The organism is Novosphingobium sp. SG707 (genome assembly GCF_012275515.1).
Lineage (GTDB): Bacteria > Pseudomonadota > Alphaproteobacteria > Sphingomonadales > Sphingomonadaceae > Novosphingobium.
Window position 1 is genome coordinate 88,251 of the sequence record NZ_JAAZQL010000004.1, and the last position, 18,072, is coordinate 106,322.

Below are 18,072 nucleotides of genomic sequence, written 5' to 3' on the forward strand. Positions count from 1 at the left end.
CCGGGCCGCCAGCCGCCTGCGAGAGGCGCATCATGGCACTTTGTTTTCTGCACAGGACCTGAATCCCGTCCCGCCCTCGGCCGAAAAGCTGCAGCAGATCGCGCATGACCCGTCCGGCCATCGCGCGCGTTTGCGCAAGAGATTGCTCGAAGGCGGCGAAGGCGCGCTGGCCGATCATGAGATCATCGAATATCTGTTGATGACCGCCATCCCCCGGCGCGACACCAAGCCGCTGGCGCGCAGCCTGCTGGCGCGGTTCGGCTCGCTGGCGGGGGTGTTCAATGCCGATTCGGCGGCGCTGGCCGCGCATCCGGGCATGGGCGAAACCAGCGCGGCCGCGATCCGCATTGTCGCCACGGCCACGCGCCGCTTTGCCCGGCAAGAGGTGAGCGAACAGCCCGTTTTGAGCACCTGGCAGACGCTGATCTCTTACCTCACCATCGACATGGCGCATCTGAAGGTCGAACGGGTGCGCGCACTTTATCTGGACACCAAAAACCGGTTGATCCGCGACGAACATCTGGGCGACGGCAGCCTGGACGAGGCGGCGATCCACCCGCGCGAGGTCATCCGCAAGGCGCTGGATCTGGGGGCGGCCTCGATGATTCTGGTCCACAATCACCCTTCCGGCTCGCCTGAACCCAGCCGGGCCGATATCCACATCACGCAGAAGATTGCCGAGGCGGGACACCATCTGGGCATCAGTGTGCATGATCATGTCGTCATCGGGCGCGAGGGGCATGTATCGCTGCGCCAGCGCGGTCTCTTATGAGGGGCCAGCGGGGCCTGTTGTAACGCAAAACTTGCCTTTCGGCCCATGAAGCCCTAGCGGCGCGAGCAAGAGAATCTGCGCCGGAGACACATATGGTACCCCGTTACGCCCGCCCCGCGATGACCGCGATCTGGGAGCCCGAAGCCCGTTACAAGATCTGGTTCGAGATCGAAGCCCATGCCACGCAAAAGCTGGGCGAGCTGGGCGTTGTGCCCGCAAGCGGCCCCAAGGCGCTGTGGGACTGGTGGGCGACCAATCCGACCATCGACGTGGCCGCCATCGATGCCAAGGAAGCGATCCTCAAGCATGACGTGATCGCCTTCCTCGACTGGGTTGCCGAACAGGTCGGGCCCGAGGCGCGCTTCATGCATCAGGGCATGACCTCCTCCGACGTGCTGGACACCACGCTCTCGGTGCAGTTGGCCAAGGCCGCCGACATCCTGATCGAGGACATCGACGCGCTGCTGGCGGCGATCAAGCGCCGCGCGTTTGAGCACAAGTATACACCCACCATCGGCCGCAGCCACGGCATCCACGCCGAACCCACCACCTTCGGCAAGAAGCTGGCCGAGGCCTATGCCGAATTCACCCGCAACCGTGCGCGCCTTGTGGCCGCGCGCGAAGACATCGCCACCTGCGCGATCTCGGGCGCGGTCGGCACGTTTGCCAACATCGATCCCAGCGTCGAGGTCTATGTGGCCGAGCAGATGGGCCTGTCGGTCGAGCCGGTTTCCACGCAGGTCATCCCGCGCGACCGCCACGCGATGTTCTTTGCGACCCTTGGCGTGATCGCCTCGTCCATCGAACGTCTGGCCGTTGAAATCCGCCACCTTCAGCGCACCGAAGTTCTGGAGGCGGAAGAATATTTCTCGCCCGGCCAGAAGGGTTCGAGCGCGATGCCGCACAAGCGCAACCCGGTGCTGACCGAAAACCTGACGGGTCTGGCCCGCGTGGTGCGTTCGGCTGTTACCCCCGCGCTGGAAAACGTGGCGCTCTGGCATGAGCGCGACATTTCGCACTCCTCGGTCGAACGTTACATCGGCCCGGACGCGACGATCACGCTCGACTTTGCGCTGGCCCGTCTGACCGGCGTGGTCGATAAGCTGGTGATCTATCCCGAGCGGATGCAAAAGAACCTCGACCGTATGGGCGGCCTGGTCCATTCGCAGCGCGTGCTGCTGGCCCTGACTCAGGCCGGTCTGGAGCGCGATGCTTCGTATCGTCTGGTGCAGCGCAATGCGATGAAGGTGTGGGAATCGGACGGCCAGCTCAGCTTGCTCGAACTGCTCAAGGCCGATCCCGAAGTGACCGCCGCGCTGACCCCGCAGCAGCTCGAGGACAAGTTCAACCTCGACTATCACTTCAAGGCCGTCGACACGATCTTTGATCGCGTGTTCGGCGCCTGATGGTGCAAGGACAAGGGGCGCTGCCACAAGCGCCCCTTTCCATCCGGAACATTCCGGCCTAGCATAAGCCTTTGGGCACGATAATCCGGCCTATACCGCGCAGGAGGGGATGACCTTGCAGATCTTACGCACCGCGCTCTGGATCCTGACGGCTGTGCTGATCTCGTCCTTTGTGGCGATCAACTGGCAAAAGACCTCGATCAATTTGTGGCCGCTGGAAAACGGCTATCTGCATGTCGATTGGCCGGTGGGGCTGATCGCGATGGCCGCATTTGTGGCGGGCATGGTGCCGGTGTGGCTTTTGGCCAAGGCGAAGATCTGGCGGCTGAACCGCCGTATCGCGGGCCTTGAAAACACGCTGCGCGCCGCCACCCCCACTCCGCCGATCGCCACCGCAACCCAGCTCGATGCCGCTGCCGAGAAGAATTGAGACGCAAAGATGAACCATAATCCGATCTATGTCGCCCTCGACCTGCCCCGTCTGGATGCCGCCGAAGCGCTGGCGCGGCGGATCAAGGACCATGTGGGCGGGATCAAGCTGGGGCTGGAATTTTTCTGCGCCCATGGCCATCACGGCGTGCATGAATTGGCCAAGGTCGGCCTGCCGATCTTTCTCGATCTGAAACTGCACGACATTCCCAATACGGTGGCGGGCGCGATGCAGGCGATCCATGTGCTGCAGCCGGCCATTGTCACGGTTCACGCCTCGGGCGGGCGGGCGATGCTGGAAGATGCCAAGGCTGCGGCGGGCGAGCATACCAAGGTGGTGGCCGTGACCGTGCTGACCAGCCTTGACGATGATGACATGGGCGCCATCGGCTATGCCAACCGCGCCGGCGATCAGGCGCTGCGTCTGGCCGAACTGGCCCATGGCGCGGGCGTGGACGGCATCGTGTGTTCGGGCCACGAGGTGGGCGATATCCGCCGCCAATGGAAGGATGGTTTCTTTGTGGTGCCCGGCCTGCGCCCGGCCGACGGCGCTCTGGGCGACCAGAAGCGTTCGGTCACGCCGCGCGCCGCGCGCGATGCCGGGGCCAGCGTACTGGTCATCGGCCGCCCGATCACGCGCGCCGAAGACCCGGTGGCCGCCGCCCGCGCCATCGAAGGCACGCTGTAACGGCGATGGTCCGTCTTGCCCTGCCCGACGATCTGCCGGCGCTTCATGCGCTGGTCGAAAGCGCCTATCGCGGCGGATCGGCGCGCGGTGGATGGACGCATGAGGCCGACCTGCTGGAAGGGCAGCGCACCTCACAGGCCGAACTGGCACGGGTGCTGGGCGATACAGGCAGTCGGATGTTGGTGATGGAAAGCGACGGCGCGCTGATCGGCACGGTAACGGTGACGCGGCGCGCGGACGGGATGGCCTATATGAGCATGCTCTGTGTCGATCCGGCCTTGCAGGCGGGCGGCATGGGCCGCGCCCTGATCGCGGCGGCCGAGGATTGCGCCCGGCGCGATTTCGGCGCGACCGTCATGGAAATGACCGTTGTGGCGCCCCGCACCGAACTGGTCGCCTATTACGAACGGCGCGGCTATGCGCAAACCGGCGAAATCCGCCCCTTTCCCCTGCCCCAATTCGACCATCTCACGATGGTGGTGCTGACCAAGGCGCTGGGATAGGTCCATGGCACGCATCGGCATCAAAATCTGCGGCATTTCCGACCGCGCCAGTCTGGACGCGGCCATCGGCGCGGGCGCGGACCATATCGGGCTGGTGTTTTTCGCCAAGAGCCCGCGCAATGTCGGCATTGAACAGGCCGCCGCGCTGGCCCATCATGCGGCGGGCCGGGCAAAGATCGTCGGTCTTTTCGTCGATCCCGAAGCCGATTTCCTCAACCAATTGCGCCAGAGCGTCCGCCTCGACGTGATCCAGCTTCACGGCAAGGAAAGCCCCGCCCGCGTGGCACAGGTGATGGCCGCGCAAGGCCTGCCCGTTTGGAAGGCGATAGGCGTGCGCAAGACGGCCGATCTGGACGCGGCGCACGCCTATCAGGGTGTCACGCGCGTCCTGTTCGACGCCAAGCCGCCCGAGGGGGCCGACCTTCCGGGCGGAACGGGCTTGCGGATCGACTGGTCGCTGATGGCCAATTATCGCCATTCCATCCCGTGGATTCTGGCGGGTGGTCTTGATCCGCGCAATGTGGGCGAGGCCATCCAGGCTGCGGGGGCCGATTTCGTCGATGTGTCCTCGGGCGTCGAAAGCGCGCCCGGCGTGAAGGACGCAGGCAAAATCGCCGCTTTTTGCGAGGCCGTTCGAGCGGCGGGCTGATCGCTGTGCGGGCGGCAGGTTGATCCCGCCGCCCCCGTTTCCTCAGAACTTGACGCCAAAGCCCAGCGTCAGCGCATCGCCCGGGCGCCATCCGCCCTCGTTCATGTAATGGCGATATTCGACCTTGCCATAGACCGGGCCAAGGCCCTGCTGATAACCGGCGCCGATCGAGGTTGCATTCGGCCCCGAACCATAGTGATAGCCCGCAACGCCATAAAGCGCGCCCAGCGACAGCACCTTGATCCCCAGCCGTCCCGAGGTGCCCCAACGCGTCCCGCTGCCCCCGGCGGCACTGTCTACCGATTCCTCGACGCCCGCAAAGACCCCGTTGCCCAGCGCGCCCACGGACATGTCATAGCCGACAGCCGCGCCGACCGTCGCCTTGGTCGAGTTGCCCTGCCAGCTGACCCCGCCATGCCCCTCAATGCGGATTTCGCCAGCCTGCGCCGTGCCCGACATCATAAAGGCGGCCATGGCGGCCGTGGTTGCATAGATCAAATGACGCATAGGATTGGTTCCTGCTTCCCTGAAATTCCGCCCCCGCGCTTTCCGCAAGATCGCGGGATTGTCCAGATGCGTCGGGTCTAAACACCACGTGGCGTTCAATAAATCGGGCGGACCGGCGTTGCAGGATTCGCGCCGCCCATAGGAAACGCGCCCATAAAAAACCGGCGGCCTGCCGATGCAGACCGCCCGCTCTTTACACGCAACCCGTCAGAGCTGGATCAGAAGCGCATACCGACACCGACCAGCGCAGCATTGCTGTCGCGGGCATTGTCTTCATTGAAGGTGTGGCGATATTCGACCTTGGTAAAATACTGCTGGCCAAGGCTGTGCTCGACGCCCGCGCCGATATGCGCGCCGTTCGGGCCGGTGCCATAGGTGTAACCGGCAAGGCCATAGACCTTGTCATGGGGGGTGGCCTTGATGCCAAGGCGGGCGGTGGTGCTGAAACGGGCCTTGTCTTGGCTGGTCAGCACCTTGTCGACCGATTCTTCGAGGCCGACGAAAGTGGTGCCGCCCGTGGCGATGTCGTAACCCAGCGTGGCACCCACGGTCCCCTGAACGGCGCGACCATCATTCCATGCGGCGCCGGTGTGAACGTCAAAACGGGCCCCCATGTCCTTGGTTTCGCCCTGGGCCATGGCAGGCGCGGCAACAGCCAGCGACGCGGCGAGCGAGAAAAGAACCAGACGCATAATCGTTACTCCGTTTGTTATCCCTGGGCGCCAAAGAATTTCATCGTTGATCGGCGCCTGCATCCCGTCTGGACCCGGCCGCCTGACGTCCAAGTGAACAGGAAAGTCAGGCAAATGTCAGATTTCGTTCATAAAACTATGCAAAGAAGGGCGATTGCCGCAGAAATCCGGCATTGAGGCAGCCCAGCGCCGCATTTGTCGCGAAATGTATTGCCAATGCGGCACCCTGCCTTGACTGCCCCTTTTGCCCCTTTGGCGGGACTGGACTTGGCGCCGCCGCCGTGGCAGGCGTTTTATCGCTATGAACACCGCCACCATCCCAAACTCGCTGCGCACGCAACCCGATGAATGCGGCCATTTCGGCCAGTTCGGCGGGCGCTATGTCGCTGAAACCCTGATGCCCTTGATCCTCGATCTGGAGCGCGAGTATAAGGCCGCCAAGGCCGACCCCGCGTTCAAGGAAGAATTCGACGATCTGATGAAGCATTTTGTGGGCCGCCCCAGCCCGCTCTATTTTGCCCCGCGCATGACGGAGCATTTTCGCGCGATCGCCGCCGAGCAGGGCAAGCCGGAAAATGGCGCGCAGATCTGGTTCAAGCGCGAAGAGCTCAATCACACCGGCGCGCACAAGATCAACAATTGCATCGGCCAGATCCTGCTGGCCATCCGCATGGGCAAGACCAAGATCATTGCCGAAACCGGCGCGGGCCAGCACGGCGTGGCCACCGCCACGGTCTGCGCGCGCTTTGGCCTGCCCTGCACGATCTTTATGGGCGCGACCGACGTGGCGCGTCAGCAACCCAACGTGTTCCGCATGAAGCTGCTGGGTGCCGAAGTGGTGCCCGTCACCAGCGGCGCGGCGACGCTCAAGGATGCGATGAACGAGGCGCTGCGCCACTGGGTCGCGCATGTGCATGACACGTTCTATATCATCGGCACGGCGGCGGGCCCGCACCCCTATCCCGAACTGGTGCGCGATTTCCAAAGCGTGATCGGCAAGGAGGCGCGCGCGCAATTGCTCGAACGCACCGGGCGCCTGCCCGACCTGCTGATTGCAGCGGTGGGCGGCGGCTCGAACGCCATCGGCCTGTTCCACCCCTTCCTTGACGACACGGACGTACAGATGCTGGGCGTCGAGGCGGGCGGTCATGGGCTGGACAAGGAACATGCCGCATCGCTGACCGGCGGCAAGCCGGGCATCCTGCATGGCAACAAGACCTATCTGTTGCAGGACGAGGACGGCCAGATCACCGAGGCCCACTCGATCAGCGCGGGTCTGGATTATCCCGGCATCGGGCCGGAGCATAGCTGGCTGCACGATATCGGCCGCGCCAAATACCTGCCGATCACCGACGATCAGGCCATGGAGGCATTCACGCTGTGCTGTCAGCTTGAAGGGATCATCCCGGCGCTCGAATCGGCCCATGCCCTTGCCGCGCTGCCCGAAGTGGCGCCGAAAATGGGCAAGGATCAGATCATCATCGTCAATGTCTCCGGTCGCGGCGACAAGGACATCTTCACCGTGGCCGAAAAGCTGGGCGTGAAATTGTGAATGATCGGCAGAAGGTCGCCCTGACATCCGGGGCACTTTCTGCAATCCTTATGAGTCTGTATTGGTTGGTCGGCGCCATCTGGCCTGTCCTGAGAACCGATATGGCGCTGGGGGCAGTTATCCCCGTTGTTATCGCACTGTGCGTCCTTGCACCTTTGGTTCGTGGAATTCGCAAATGACCAATCGCCTCTCCGCTGCCTTCTCCAAAGGCCGCCCTGCCCTTGTCACCTTCATCACCGGGGGCGATCCCACGCCGGACGCCACGCCCGCCATCCTTGATGCGCTGGTCGCGGGCGGGGCGGATGTGATCGAACTGGGCATGCCCTTTACCGATCCGATGGCCGATGGCCCCGCGATTCAGGCCGCCAATCTGCGCGCGCTTGCCGCCGGAACGCGCACCGCCGACATTTTCCGCATCGCGCGCGATTTTCGCGCGCGGCATCCGGAAGTGCCGCTGGTGCTGATGGGCTATGCCAATCCGATGGTGGCGCGCGGGGCCGAATGGTTTGCCGCGCAATGCGCCGAGGCCGGCGTCGATGGGATCATCTGCGTCGATATTCCGTCCGAGGAAGACCCTGAAATCGGCCCCGCTCTGCGCGCCCATGGCATCAGCTTTATCCGCCTTGCCACACCCACCACCGACACCGCGCGCCTTCCCGCCGTGGTCGATGGCTCGTCAGGCTTCCTCTATTACGTCTCGGTCGCGGGCGTGACGGGCAAGCAGCAGGCCGCCGTGGACTCGATCAAAGAAGCCGTGGCGCGCATCAAGTCAGGCACCGACCTGCCCATCGCGGTGGGCTTTGGCGTGCGCACGCCCGAGCAGGCCGCCGCCTTTGCCGCCCATGCCGAAGGCGTGGTGGTGGGCTCTGCTCTGGTCGATCTGGTGGCCCAACATGGCGCCGATGCGGCCGGGCCAGTGCGCGAATTGACCGCCGCCTTGGCAGATGCCGTCCATAACGCTAAGGCGCTGGCATGAGCTGGCTTAACAAAGTTCGCAACTCGCTTTCCTCGCTCACCGCGAAGAAGGACGATACGCCCGACAACCTGTGGATCAAGTGCAAGAACTGCAACGAGATGCTGTTCGCTCAGGAATATGAGGCGAATCTCTCGGTCTGTCCGCGCTGTGACCATCATGGCCGCATCGGCACGGACGCGCGTTTCGCGCATCTGCTCGATCCCGGCTTTACCGTGCTGCCCACGCCAAAGGTCAAGGACGACCCGCTGAAATTCCGCGATACGAAAAAGTATCCGGACCGCATGAAGGCCGCCCGCGCCGCCAATCCGCATCCCGATGCGCTGACCAATGCCCTTGGCAAGATCGAGGGCAACAAGGTCGTGCTGGGGGTTCAGGACTTCGGCTTCATGGGCGGCTCGATGGGCATGGCTGTGGGCGCGGCTTTCGTGGCCGGGGCGCAGCGCGCCTTGAAGGAAAAATGCGCCTATGTGATCTGCACGGCGGCGGGCGGCGCGCGTATGCAGGAGGGCATTCTGTCCCTGATGCAGATGCCCAAGACCACGGTGGCGGTGCGCCGGCTCAACAATGCGGGCCTGCCCTATATCGTCGTGCTGACCGATCCGACGACGGGCGGCGTGACGGCCTCCTACGCCATGCTGGGCGACGTTCAGATTGCCGAGCCGGGCTGCCTGATCGGCTTTGCCGGACAGCGCGTGATTCAGGACACGATCCGCGAAAAGCTGCCCGAAGGGTTCCAGCGCGCGGAATATCTGCACGATCACGGCATGGTCGACATGGTCGTCCACCGCCACGCGCTGCGTGAGAAACTGGCGCAGGTGCTTTCCTATCTCACCGCCGCCAAGGCGGCCTGAAACACGACGAACGGGGTGATCCGGTGAAGGATTTTGCCATCTCGGACCACCCCGGCGTGGCCGCGCAACTGGCTCGTCTGGAGCAGCTTTCCGTACCGCAGGGGCGGCTGGGACTGGAGATTATCGAGGGCCTGTTGGCGCGTCTGGGCAATCCGGAACGGCGCCTGCCCCCGGTGTTCCATGTCGCGGGCACCAATGGCAAGGGCAGCACTTGCACCTATCTGCGCATGATGCTCGAAGCACAGGGGTTGGTGGTTCATAGCGCCACCAAGCCGCATCTGGTGCGCTATAATGAGCGGATCAGGCTGGCCGGGCGGCTGATTGAGGATGATCTGCTGGCCGACCTGCTGGCCGAAGTGCTGGACGCCAATGATGCGGGCGAGGATCTGGGGCCGAGCTTTTTCGAGGTGACGACTGCCGCGATCTTCCTCGCCTTTTCGCGCATCCCGGCGGATGTCTGCGTGATCGAGGTCGGGCTGGGCGGGCGGCTGGATGCCACCAATGTCATCCCCAATCCTGTCGCCACCGGCATTGCCACGCTGGGCATTGACCATGAAGGTTTCCTGCTGCGCCCCGAAGAAGGCGCGCCCGAAGTGCCCCTCGCCCGCATAGCGTGGGAAAAGGGCGGAATCGTGCGCCCCGGCGCGCCTATGGTGACGCTGGACTATCCCGCCGTGGCCGAGGAGCAGATCGCGGCGTTGACCGCAGACGCGGGCGCGCCATGGATCCGGCGCGGGCGGGACTGGTTTGCCGATATTGGCGAGACGATTGAATATCGCGATGCGCGCGGTGCGCTCTCGCTGCCCCTGCCGCAACTCGCCGGGAGGCATCAGGCGGAAAATGCAGCGCTTGCCGTCGCGCTGATCCGGCATCAAACGGCGGTGGCGGTCAGCCCCGAAGCCATGGCCGCAGGCATTCGCGCCGCACGCTGGCCTGCGCGGTTGCAGCGCCTTGGCGATGGGCCGCTGACGGCGCTGGCCGGTGGCCGCGCGGTGTGGCTGGACGGCGGACACAATCCCGACGCGGGCCTTGCCATCGCGCGCCATTTTGCCGATGCACCGCCCTTCCATCTCATCACCGGCATGCTGGCCAACAAGGATCCCAGCGCGATCATCGCCCCGCTGGCAGGCAAGCTGCTCTCGCTCAGCGTCGTCCCTGCGCCCGGCCATGATGCCCATCGGCCCGAGGATTTCGCGCCCTTCACCGCCCTGCCCGCTCATCCGTTTGAAGATGTGGAGCAGGCCTTGGGGGCGCTGCCGGCCGAGGGCGATGTGTTGATTGCCGGGTCGCTTTATCTGGCGGGGGATGTGTTGCGGCGGAATTTGGAGTTTCCGGATTGAGGTTTGAGGGGGTTTGGAATGCCTCCGGCGGGCAAAGGGACTCGGTCCCTTTGCAATCCCGTTACTGTCTGCCTAGCGCGTTAGGTTCTGCCGGGGTGGCCAATACGCGGCGTTGAAATATGAAGGCCTGCGGCGCAATCTAACTGCGCCGCGGGCCTTCATAGTTATAACAAAGGGCCGCAAACCTCCCACCACCCATTAATGGGATTGCAAAGGGCCCCCGCCCTTTGCCCGCCGGAGGCAAACCTTTAATTCTTCAAAGCCCGCGCCTCCGCCCGGCTCACCCGCACCCACTCCATCAACACGAAGGACACGCTGACCACCCCCGCCAGCGCGGTGGCGCGGAAGACCGGCCCATAGCCATAGGTGTCAAACGCCTCGCCCGCCACGCCGCGGCCCAGCGTGCCCACCAGAAACGTCAGCGAGGAGAGCAGCGCGTACTGGATCGCGGTATAGCGCTTGGAGACCACGCTGGAGACATAGGCGACGAAGGCGGTGCCTGCGAGGCCGGTGGCGATGTTTTCATAGACGATGGCCAGCAGCAGACGCAGCATCCGCGCATCGGCCCCCAACGCCCCGCCCAGCCGGTCAAGCATCAGCACATGGGCAAAGGCGTCGATCACATGCCCGCCATCGGCAAGGTCCGCATAGAGCAGATTGCCCAGCGGCGGCAGCATCGCGCCCAGCAGCACGGTGGGAAAGCGCCCGATGCGCAGGAACAGGTATCCGCCCAGCGAAATGCCGAACATCGTCATGATAATGCCAAAGATTTTGGAGGCGAAGGCGACCTGATCCTTGGTGTAATGCAGATAGTCCAGATAGAAGGGAAAGGCGAAACTGGACCAGATATTGTAGCAGAACGCATAGGTCAGGATGAAGCCCAGCACCACCAGCACCCCGGCCCGCAGCCTTCCGGCCAGCTCCGCCAGAGGCGTGACCAGCGCGGCATAAATATGGTTGGCGATGGTGCGCGAGGGGCCATGCGCATGGTCCTCCACCGCCAGCACGCCCAGCGCGCGGGCCTTCAAATGGTTGGCCACGCTGGCCACGATCAGCGGCACGAACACGGTGGCCCCCACGATCCACGGCCCCTGCGTCTTCGTAAATTCCGCCACGGAGGGCAATTTGCCCCCCGGCGCGACCGGGGCCAGCATCGTGATCATGAAATGGGCGATCGTGGCAATTGCCCAGACCCAACTGGCCAGCACAATAAACAGCAGGACCGCCCGCACCCCCGGCGCCAGTTCGCCCGGCTGCCCAAGATCGGCGTGCAGGCGCGCGGTGATCGTGCGCTCGGTATCGGGTGCGCGCAGAGTCACCAGCGTCATCACCGCCATCAGCCCCGCCATCGCGCCGAACACCTGCGGCCAGGACATCCGCGCCGCCAGCATCAGCGCCAGCGCGCCGCCCACAATCGAGGCCGTGCGATAGCCAAATTGATAGAGCGCGGTCAGCAGTTCGAGGCTGGTGTCCTCATCGGCATTCTCGATCCGCCATGCGTCGAGCGCGATGTCCTGCGTGGCGCTGGCAAAGGCGGCGATGAAGGCGATGATGGCGAAAGTGCCGATGGCGCGCGTGGGGTCGGTGATGGCCAGCCCGGCAATCGCGCAGGCCAGCACCGCCTGACACAGGATGATCCAGCTGCGCCGCCGCCCCAGCGCCTCCAGCCCCGGCAGTTTCAGCCGGTCGACCAGCGGCGCCCAGAGGAATTTGAACGAATAGGACAGGCCGATCCATGACAACACGCCAATCGTCGCCAGCTTGATCCCCACCTCGCCCAGCCAGGCATTCAGCGTGCCGATCAGCAGCGCAAAAGGGAGCCCTGAAGAAAAGCCGAAACCCAGCATACACCCCGCCTTGCGCGTCGAAAGCGCCACGCGCAGCAGCGCCAGCCCCTTGGGCCGGGGCGGTTTTTCCGCATCCGCCGGGGTGTTGTTCTGGGCGCTGATGGCCATGCGGGTTTGGTCCTGAATAATGGAAATGAAGTGGCAAGATTAGGCGGTTTGATGAACAAAAAGAAAGGGCAAATCGCCGCGCGTCCACCGCTTTTGACCTGTGGCCCGAAGAAGAGTAAGGCGGCCCCATGTCTTATACCAAGAATCCCGGTGGCCCTTCCAAGGGTCCTTCATCGCGTGGCCCCGCCTCGCGCAATGGCCGCGCGTCCGACGCCGCCCCCCGCGGGAAACCGCAATTTGACCGCAGCGGCAAGCCGCAGGCCGAACGGAGCGGTAAGCCCTCGTATGGCGGCAAGCCTTCCTATGGCGACAAGCCAAGCTATGGCGACAGATCGAAGGCGGGCGGCAATGCCCAGTCCACCGGCAAACTCCACCCGCCGCGCATCCCCCGACCCCCGCGCCCCGCGCCTGAACCGATCAACAAGCTGGAAGGCGAAGGCGAGCGTATCGCCAAGCTGCTGGCCCGCGCGGGCGTGGCAAGCCGCCGCGAGGTGGAACGCCTGATCGAGGCCGGCCGGGTCAAGGTGGGCGAAATCACCGTCACCACGCCCGCCACGCTGCTCACCACGCTCAAAGGCGTCACGGTGGACGGCAATCCGGTCAAAGCGCCGGAAGCGGCGCGGCTCTATGCGTTTCACAAGCCCAGCGGCCTCATCACCGCCGAGCGCGATCCGGCGGGACGCCCCACGATCTACACCGCGCTGCGCAACGCCCTGCCCGAAGGGACGCCGCGCCTGATGCCCATCGGGCGGCTCGATCTTAACACCGAAGGTCTGCTGCTGCTGACCAACGATGGGGAATTGAAGCGCGCGATGGAATTGCCCAGCAGCGGCATTCCGCGCACCTATCGCGCCCGCACCTTTGGCGACATCACGCAGGACCGGCTGGAAGAGCTGATGGAAGGCATTGAGGTCGACGGCATCCGCTATGGCCGGATCGACGCCAATATGGAGCGCCGCACGGGCCGCAACCAGTGGATCGAATTGACGCTGAGCGAGGGCAAGAACCGCGAAGTGCGCCGTGTGCTGGAGGCTTTGGGGCTTCAGGTCAGCCGACTGATGCGCACCAAATACGGGCCGTTCGAATTGCTTGATCTGGCTCGCGGGCAGGCGATCCAGATCCCGCAGGTGCAGGTCGAACGCTTCCGCAAGGGGCTGAAATTTGCCAAGGCGCGCGGCGAATGATCCGTATCATTGCTGGCGAATGGCGTGGCCGCAAACTGGCCGCGCCCGAAGGTGACGACACCCGCCCCACCGCCGACCGCACCCGCGAGACGCTGTTTTCCATGCTCAACAGCCGCCTTGGCGGTTTCGAGGAATTGCGCGTGGCCGACCTGTTCGCAGGATCGGGCGCGCTGGGCCTTGAAGCGTTGAGCCGGGGCGCGGCGCATTGCCTGTTTGCCGAACAGGCCGCCCCCGCGATCCGCGCGATCCGCACCAATATCGCCAACCTCAAAGCCCACGCCCGCTGCGACGTGCGCGCGGGCAGCGTGATGGCCCTGACCGCCACCAAGGAGCCGCTCGACCTCGTGCTGCTCGACCCGCCCTATAACACCGGCGCGGGACAGGTGGCGATCGACAAGCTGCGCCGCCTCGGCTGGATCGGGGAAGGCACATGGGTTGCGCTGGAAACCGCCGCGACCGAAAATCCGCAGGTGCGCGGGTTTGTGGTCGATGCCGAGCGGAAGGTGGGTAAGGCGAAGATTACCTTGTTCAGGATGGAAGAGAAGCAGGAAGGGTAAGATGCGAGGGTCTAGACCCTCGCGCTCCCATTACTGTCTATGTCGCGCTAAAAGTTCGACGTTTTGGGTCGGGCGCGGCGTTGGAAAAATGAAAGCCTGCGGCGCTATTTAACTGCACCGCAGGCTTTCATTTTAATAGCCCAAGACCTCAAACCCACCCTATTAACGGGATTGCAAAGGGCCCCCGCCCTTTGCCCGCCGGCGGCAAACCTTCACTTCACCTTCAACCGCCGCGTCCACCCGATCCCTATCAACGTAACGACACCCGCAACCGCCGGGATAATCCCGATCCAGTTGCCCAGCCCCTTTTCGATCAGACCTTGCGCAAGCACGGGCGTCAACGCACCGCCGATGATGCCGCCTGCGTTAAACGCCATCGAGATGCCAGAATAGCGCACCTCGACCGGGAACAGGCCCGAGAGCCAGCCCGAGAGCGGGCCATAGGCCATGCCCATGGCAAAGAGCGCGGCCGAGAGGGTGACAAAGACGATGATAAGGCTGCCCGAGGAGAGGCCCATCCAATAGACCGCGCCGATCACCGCGCCCAGCGATGCGCCCCATGCGAGGATACGCCCCGAACCGAAGCGGTCGGACCAGACAGCGGCGCAGGCGATCCCGGCGGCCAGCATCAGATTGGCCGCCAATTGCGCGACCATGAAGCCGGTGCGCGGATAGTGGAGCGGCCCAGTGCCCTGCGCCAGCGCGAAAGCGGTGCACAGATAGAACAGCGAGAAGCAGGAGACGACGCCCGCGCTGCCCGCGATCAGCGGCTTCCAGTGTTGCGAGAGCAGCAGGCCCAGCGGCACTTCGGGCGGCTTTTCATGCGCGCGAGCGGCGGCAAAGGCGGCGGTTTCGGTGATTTTCAGCCGCACCCACAAGCCCACGCCCACCAACACGACCGAGAGCAGGAAGGGAATGCGCCAGCCCCATGCCTTAAAATCAGCCTCGGGCATGACCAGGCCGAGGATCAGGAACAGGCCGTTGGCCGCCAGAAAGCCCACCGGCGCGCCAAGCTGGGGGGCGCAACCAAAGCGGGCCTCCCAGCCGCGCGGGGCGTTTTCCACCGCCAGCAGCGCCGCCCCGCCCCATTCGCCGCCAAGGCCAAAGCCCTGACCAAAGCGGCAGACGCACAGCAGGATCGGCGCGAGAATACCCGCCTGCGCATAGGAAGGCAGGAAGCCCACCGCCAGCGTCGAGCCGCCCATCAGGATCAGCGAGGCCACCAGCGTGGATTTGCGCCCGATCCTGTCGCCGAAATGGCCAAAGGCGATGGCCCCCACCGGCCGCGCGACAAAGGCGATGCCAAGCGACATGAAAGCCAGCAGCAATTGCCGCCCCGGCGCCGCCTCGGGAAAGAACATCGGGCCGAACACCAGCGCTGTGGCGGTGGCAAAGATGTAGAAATCGTAGAATTCAACCGAGGTGCCGACAAGGGCTGCGGTCAGGATTCGGGCGTTCTTGCGGATCGGGTGCGGACTGTTCTGGCTCATGGGCGCAACGGGTTGATGGCGGATTGGCTTCAGGTCAACCCAAAATGCAGTTTTCTGCCCAAAACCCCCTCTTGCGCGGACCGGGCATGTTCTCTAGGCGTTCCGGATGACTATGCCCGAGACTCCCGCTCATGACGCCCCCTGGCTGGCCAATCTGAACCCGCCCCAGCGCGAGGCGGTGCTGACGACCGAGGGGCCGGTGCTGATGCTGGCGGGCGCGGGCACGGGCAAGACGGCGGCGCTGACCGCGCGCATGGCGCAGATCATTGCGCAAAGACTGGCTTGGCCGTCGGAAATCCTGTGCGTGACCTTTACGAACAAGGCGGCGCGCGAAATGCGTGAGCGTGTGGGCCATCTGATCGGGCCTGCGGTCGAGGGGATGCCGTGGCTGGGCACGTTTCATGCGATCGCGGCCAAGATGCTGCGCCGCCATGCCGAACTGGCCGGTTTGCAGAGCAATTACACGATCATCGACACCGACGACCAATTGCGCCTGTTGAAGCAGTTGATTCAGGCCGAGGGGCTGGATGAAAAGCGCTGGCCCGCCAAGGCTCTGGCCGGATGCATTGACCGGTGGAAGAACCGGGGCCTTGGGCCGGGCGATCTGGATGCGGTGGAGAATGAAGCCTATGCCAATGGGCGCGGCGCGCATTTCTATCGGCTGTATCAGGACCGGCTGAAGGCGGTGAACACCTGCGATTTCGGCGATCTGCTGCTGCATATGCTCGATATTTTCCGCCGCCACCGCGACGTGCTGGAGGAATATCAGCGCCGGTTCAAATATATCATGGTGGACGAATATCAGGACACCAACTCGGTGCAGTATCTCTGGCTCCGCCTGCTGGCGCAGGGGATCGAGGGGCGGCGGCACAATATCTGCGTGGTGGGCGACGATGACCAGTCGATCTATTCGTGGCGCGGGGCAGAGGTCGCCAATATCCTGCGCTTTGAAAAGGATTTTCCCGGCGCGAAAGTGATCCGGCTGGAGCAGAATTATCGGTCGACCCCGCATATCCTTGGCGCGGCCAGCGGCCTTATCAAGGAGAACAGCGAGCGTCTGGGCAAGCAGCTTTGGACCGAGGCGACCGGCGGCGACAAGGTGCGCGTGATCGGCGTATGGGACGCGCCCGAGGAAGCGCGGCGTGTGGGCGAGGAAATCGAACGGCTGGAGCGCGAGGGCCTGCCGCTCGACAAGATCGCCATTCTGGTGCGCGCCCAGTTTCAGACGCGCGAGTTCGAAGATCGATTTATCAGCATCGGCCTTGCCTATCGCATCATCGGCGGCTTCCGTTTCTATGAGCGCGCCGAAATCCGCGATGCGCTGGCTTACCTGCGCATCATTACCCAGCCTGCCGACGATCTGGCTTTTGAGCGAATCTATAACACGCCCAAGCGGGGCCTTGGCGACAAGACGCTGGAAAAGCTGCATCGTTTCGCGCGCGCGCATGGGATGCCGCTGGCTGCCGCCGCGCTGGCCATGGCCGATACGGATGAATTGCCAACCAAGGCGCGCAACACGCTGCTGGGGCTGATGCGCGACATGGCGCGCTGGCGCGATCTGGCCAAGACGGCGACGCCTGCCGAACTGGCGCGCGTGATGCTCGACGAATCGGGCTATACCGCCATGCTTCAGGCCGACCGCAGCGCGGAAAGCGCGGGGCGTCTGGAAAACCTGTCGGAACTGGCCCGCGCGATGGAGGATTACGAATCGCTGGGCGCGTTTCTTGAGCATGTCTCTCTGGTCATGGACAACGAGGCGAATAATGACGCCGAAAAGGTCACGATCATGACCATCCATGCCGCCAAAGGTCTGGAATTCGACCATATCTTTCTGCCCGGATGGGAGGAAGGCGTGTTCCCCAGCCAGCGTTCGCTGGACGAAGGCGGGTTGGCCAGTCTGGAGGAGGAACGCCGCCTTGCCTATGTCGCGATCACGCGGGCGCGACGCCATTGCACGATCCTGCACGCGGCCAACCGGCGCATCTATGGCCAGTGGACATCCTCGCTGCCCAGCCGCTTCATCGGCGAATTGCCCCCCGCCCATATTCACAGCGAAAGTACGATGACCGGCGGGGCCAGCCTGTGGCGCGCGCAATGGAGCGAGCGGGACGATCCCTTCGCCCATTTGGCACAGAACAAGCCCCAGCGCATGGAAACGCGCGGCCCCGGCTGGCAGCGCGCCAGCCAGACCACCTTTGCCCCCGCCCGCAAGATCGCCGAAAACACCCGCAGCGCGGCCAGCTTTGCCGCCGCGCCGCGTCTGGACCTCCGCATCGGCGACAAGGTATTCCACGAAAAATTCGGCAATGGCACGGTCAAGGCACAGGAAGGCAACAAGCTGGAGATCGAATTCGACAGCGGCGGGTTCAAGCGCGTACTGGACAGTTTCGTGAAGCGCATATGATCTCCGAAAGGCGACTATAAGCAATTCCCATGAGGCCCTGCCCCATCACGCACTTGCAGCATCGCGCGCGCTCTGGCACGGCGTTGCGTAAGACATTCACGGTGGGGACAAGGACAG

The 18,072-nt window shown here is 64.2% G+C and carries 17 protein-coding genes; 13 read left to right on the forward strand and 4 right to left on the reverse strand.

What is annotated here, in order from left to right:
- Nucleotides 1–58: 58 nt before the first annotated feature.
- The 6 genes from radC (at nt 59) to FHW92_RS12870 (ending at nt 4,447) form a co-directional block, all read left to right on the forward strand.
- Nucleotides 59–772 (forward strand): DNA repair protein RadC, encoded by a 714-nt coding sequence (radC, locus tag FHW92_RS12845; protein ID WP_246870174.1) that lies wholly within the window; start codon nt 59–61, stop codon nt 770–772.
- Between the two features lie 92 nt (nt 773–864).
- Entirely contained in the window at nt 865–2,178 is a 1,314-nt protein-coding gene (gene purB / locus FHW92_RS12850; protein ID WP_168603679.1) for an adenylosuccinate lyase, read from the forward strand.
- A 109-nt stretch (nt 2,179–2,287) separates the two neighbouring features.
- Entirely contained in the window at nt 2,288–2,608 is a 321-nt protein-coding gene (locus tag FHW92_RS12855) for a LapA family protein (RefSeq protein WP_168603680.1), read from the forward strand.
- Nucleotides 2,609–2,617: 9 nt separating this feature from the next.
- Complete coding sequence (gene pyrF / locus FHW92_RS12860) at nt 2,618–3,295, forward strand: orotidine-5'-phosphate decarboxylase (RefSeq protein ID WP_168603681.1); 678 nt, start codon at nt 2,618–2,620, stop codon at nt 3,293–3,295.
- A 5-nt stretch (nt 3,296–3,300) separates the two neighbouring features.
- Nucleotides 3,301–3,798, forward strand: a complete 498-nt coding sequence (locus tag FHW92_RS12865) for a GNAT family N-acetyltransferase (protein ID WP_168603682.1) — start codon at nt 3,301–3,303, stop codon at nt 3,796–3,798.
- 4 nt (nt 3,799–3,802) lie between these two features.
- A complete protein-coding gene (locus FHW92_RS12870; RefSeq protein ID WP_168603683.1) occupies nt 3,803–4,447 on the forward strand; it encodes a phosphoribosylanthranilate isomerase in 645 nt (214 codons plus the stop codon).
- 42 nt (nt 4,448–4,489) lie between these two features.
- On the opposite strand, the gene FHW92_RS12875 is transcribed toward FHW92_RS12870, so the two are convergent.
- Together FHW92_RS12875 and FHW92_RS12880 are read right to left on the reverse strand one after the other, a co-directional pair.
- Complete coding sequence (locus FHW92_RS12875; protein ID WP_168603684.1) at nt 4,490–4,954, reverse strand: hypothetical protein; 465 nt, start codon at nt 4,952–4,954, stop codon at nt 4,490–4,492.
- A 218-nt stretch (nt 4,955–5,172) separates the two neighbouring features.
- A complete protein-coding gene (locus FHW92_RS12880) occupies nt 5,173–5,646 on the reverse strand; it encodes an outer membrane beta-barrel protein (protein ID WP_168603685.1) in 474 nt (157 codons plus the stop codon).
- Between the two features lie 301 nt (nt 5,647–5,947).
- On the opposite strand from FHW92_RS12880, the gene trpB reads away from it, so the two are divergent.
- From trpB to FHW92_RS12900, 4 genes are all read left to right on the forward strand, one after another.
- Nucleotides 5,948–7,198 carry a tryptophan synthase subunit beta gene (gene trpB, locus FHW92_RS12885; protein ID WP_168603686.1) on the forward strand — a complete coding sequence of 417 codons (1,251 nt, stop codon included), beginning with the start codon at nt 5,948–5,950 and terminating at the stop codon, nt 7,196–7,198.
- A gap of 175 nt (nt 7,199–7,373) precedes the next feature.
- A complete protein-coding gene (gene trpA / locus FHW92_RS12890; protein ID WP_168603687.1) occupies nt 7,374–8,174 on the forward strand; it encodes a tryptophan synthase subunit alpha in 801 nt (266 codons plus the stop codon).
- The gene (accD, locus tag FHW92_RS12895) at nt 8,171–9,025 is read left to right on the forward strand and encodes an acetyl-CoA carboxylase, carboxyltransferase subunit beta (protein WP_168603688.1); all 855 of its coding nucleotides are present in this window, start codon (nt 8,171–8,173) and stop codon (nt 9,023–9,025) included. Before trpA ends, accD begins: the two co-directional genes overlap by 4 nt.
- Nucleotides 9,026–9,048: 23 nt before the next feature.
- A complete protein-coding gene (locus FHW92_RS12900) occupies nt 9,049–10,365 on the forward strand; it encodes a folylpolyglutamate synthase/dihydrofolate synthase family protein (protein WP_168603689.1) in 1,317 nt (438 codons plus the stop codon).
- Between the two features lie 248 nt (nt 10,366–10,613).
- Here FHW92_RS12900 and FHW92_RS12905 read toward each other — a convergent pair whose 3' ends face one another.
- On the reverse strand, nt 10,614–12,320 hold the full coding sequence (locus tag FHW92_RS12905; RefSeq protein ID WP_168603690.1) for an MFS transporter: 1,707 nt from the start codon (nt 12,318–12,320) through the stop codon (nt 10,614–10,616).
- A 128-nt stretch (nt 12,321–12,448) separates the two neighbouring features.
- On the opposite strand from FHW92_RS12905, the gene FHW92_RS12910 reads away from it, so the two are divergent.
- Both FHW92_RS12910 and rsmD read left to right on the forward strand, forming a co-directional pair.
- Nucleotides 12,449–13,504 (forward strand): pseudouridine synthase, encoded by a 1,056-nt coding sequence (locus tag FHW92_RS12910; protein WP_210428491.1) that lies wholly within the window; start codon nt 12,449–12,451, stop codon nt 13,502–13,504.
- Nucleotides 13,501–14,061 (forward strand): 16S rRNA (guanine(966)-N(2))-methyltransferase RsmD, encoded by a 561-nt coding sequence (gene rsmD / locus FHW92_RS12915; protein WP_168603691.1) that lies wholly within the window; start codon nt 13,501–13,503, stop codon nt 14,059–14,061. The genes FHW92_RS12910 and rsmD overlap by 4 nt, the downstream gene beginning before the upstream one ends.
- A 212-nt stretch (nt 14,062–14,273) precedes the next feature.
- On the opposite strand, the gene FHW92_RS12920 is transcribed toward rsmD, so the two are convergent.
- A complete protein-coding gene (locus FHW92_RS12920; RefSeq protein WP_168603692.1) occupies nt 14,274–15,551 on the reverse strand; it encodes an MFS transporter in 1,278 nt (425 codons plus the stop codon).
- Nucleotides 15,552–15,663: 112 nt separating this feature from the next.
- Between FHW92_RS12920 and FHW92_RS12925 the strand changes: the two genes are divergently transcribed.
- Nucleotides 15,664–17,955, forward strand: a complete 2,292-nt coding sequence (locus FHW92_RS12925) for a UvrD-helicase domain-containing protein (protein WP_246870143.1) — start codon at nt 15,664–15,666, stop codon at nt 17,953–17,955.
- The last annotated feature ends 117 nt before the right edge of the window (nt 17,956–18,072 follow it).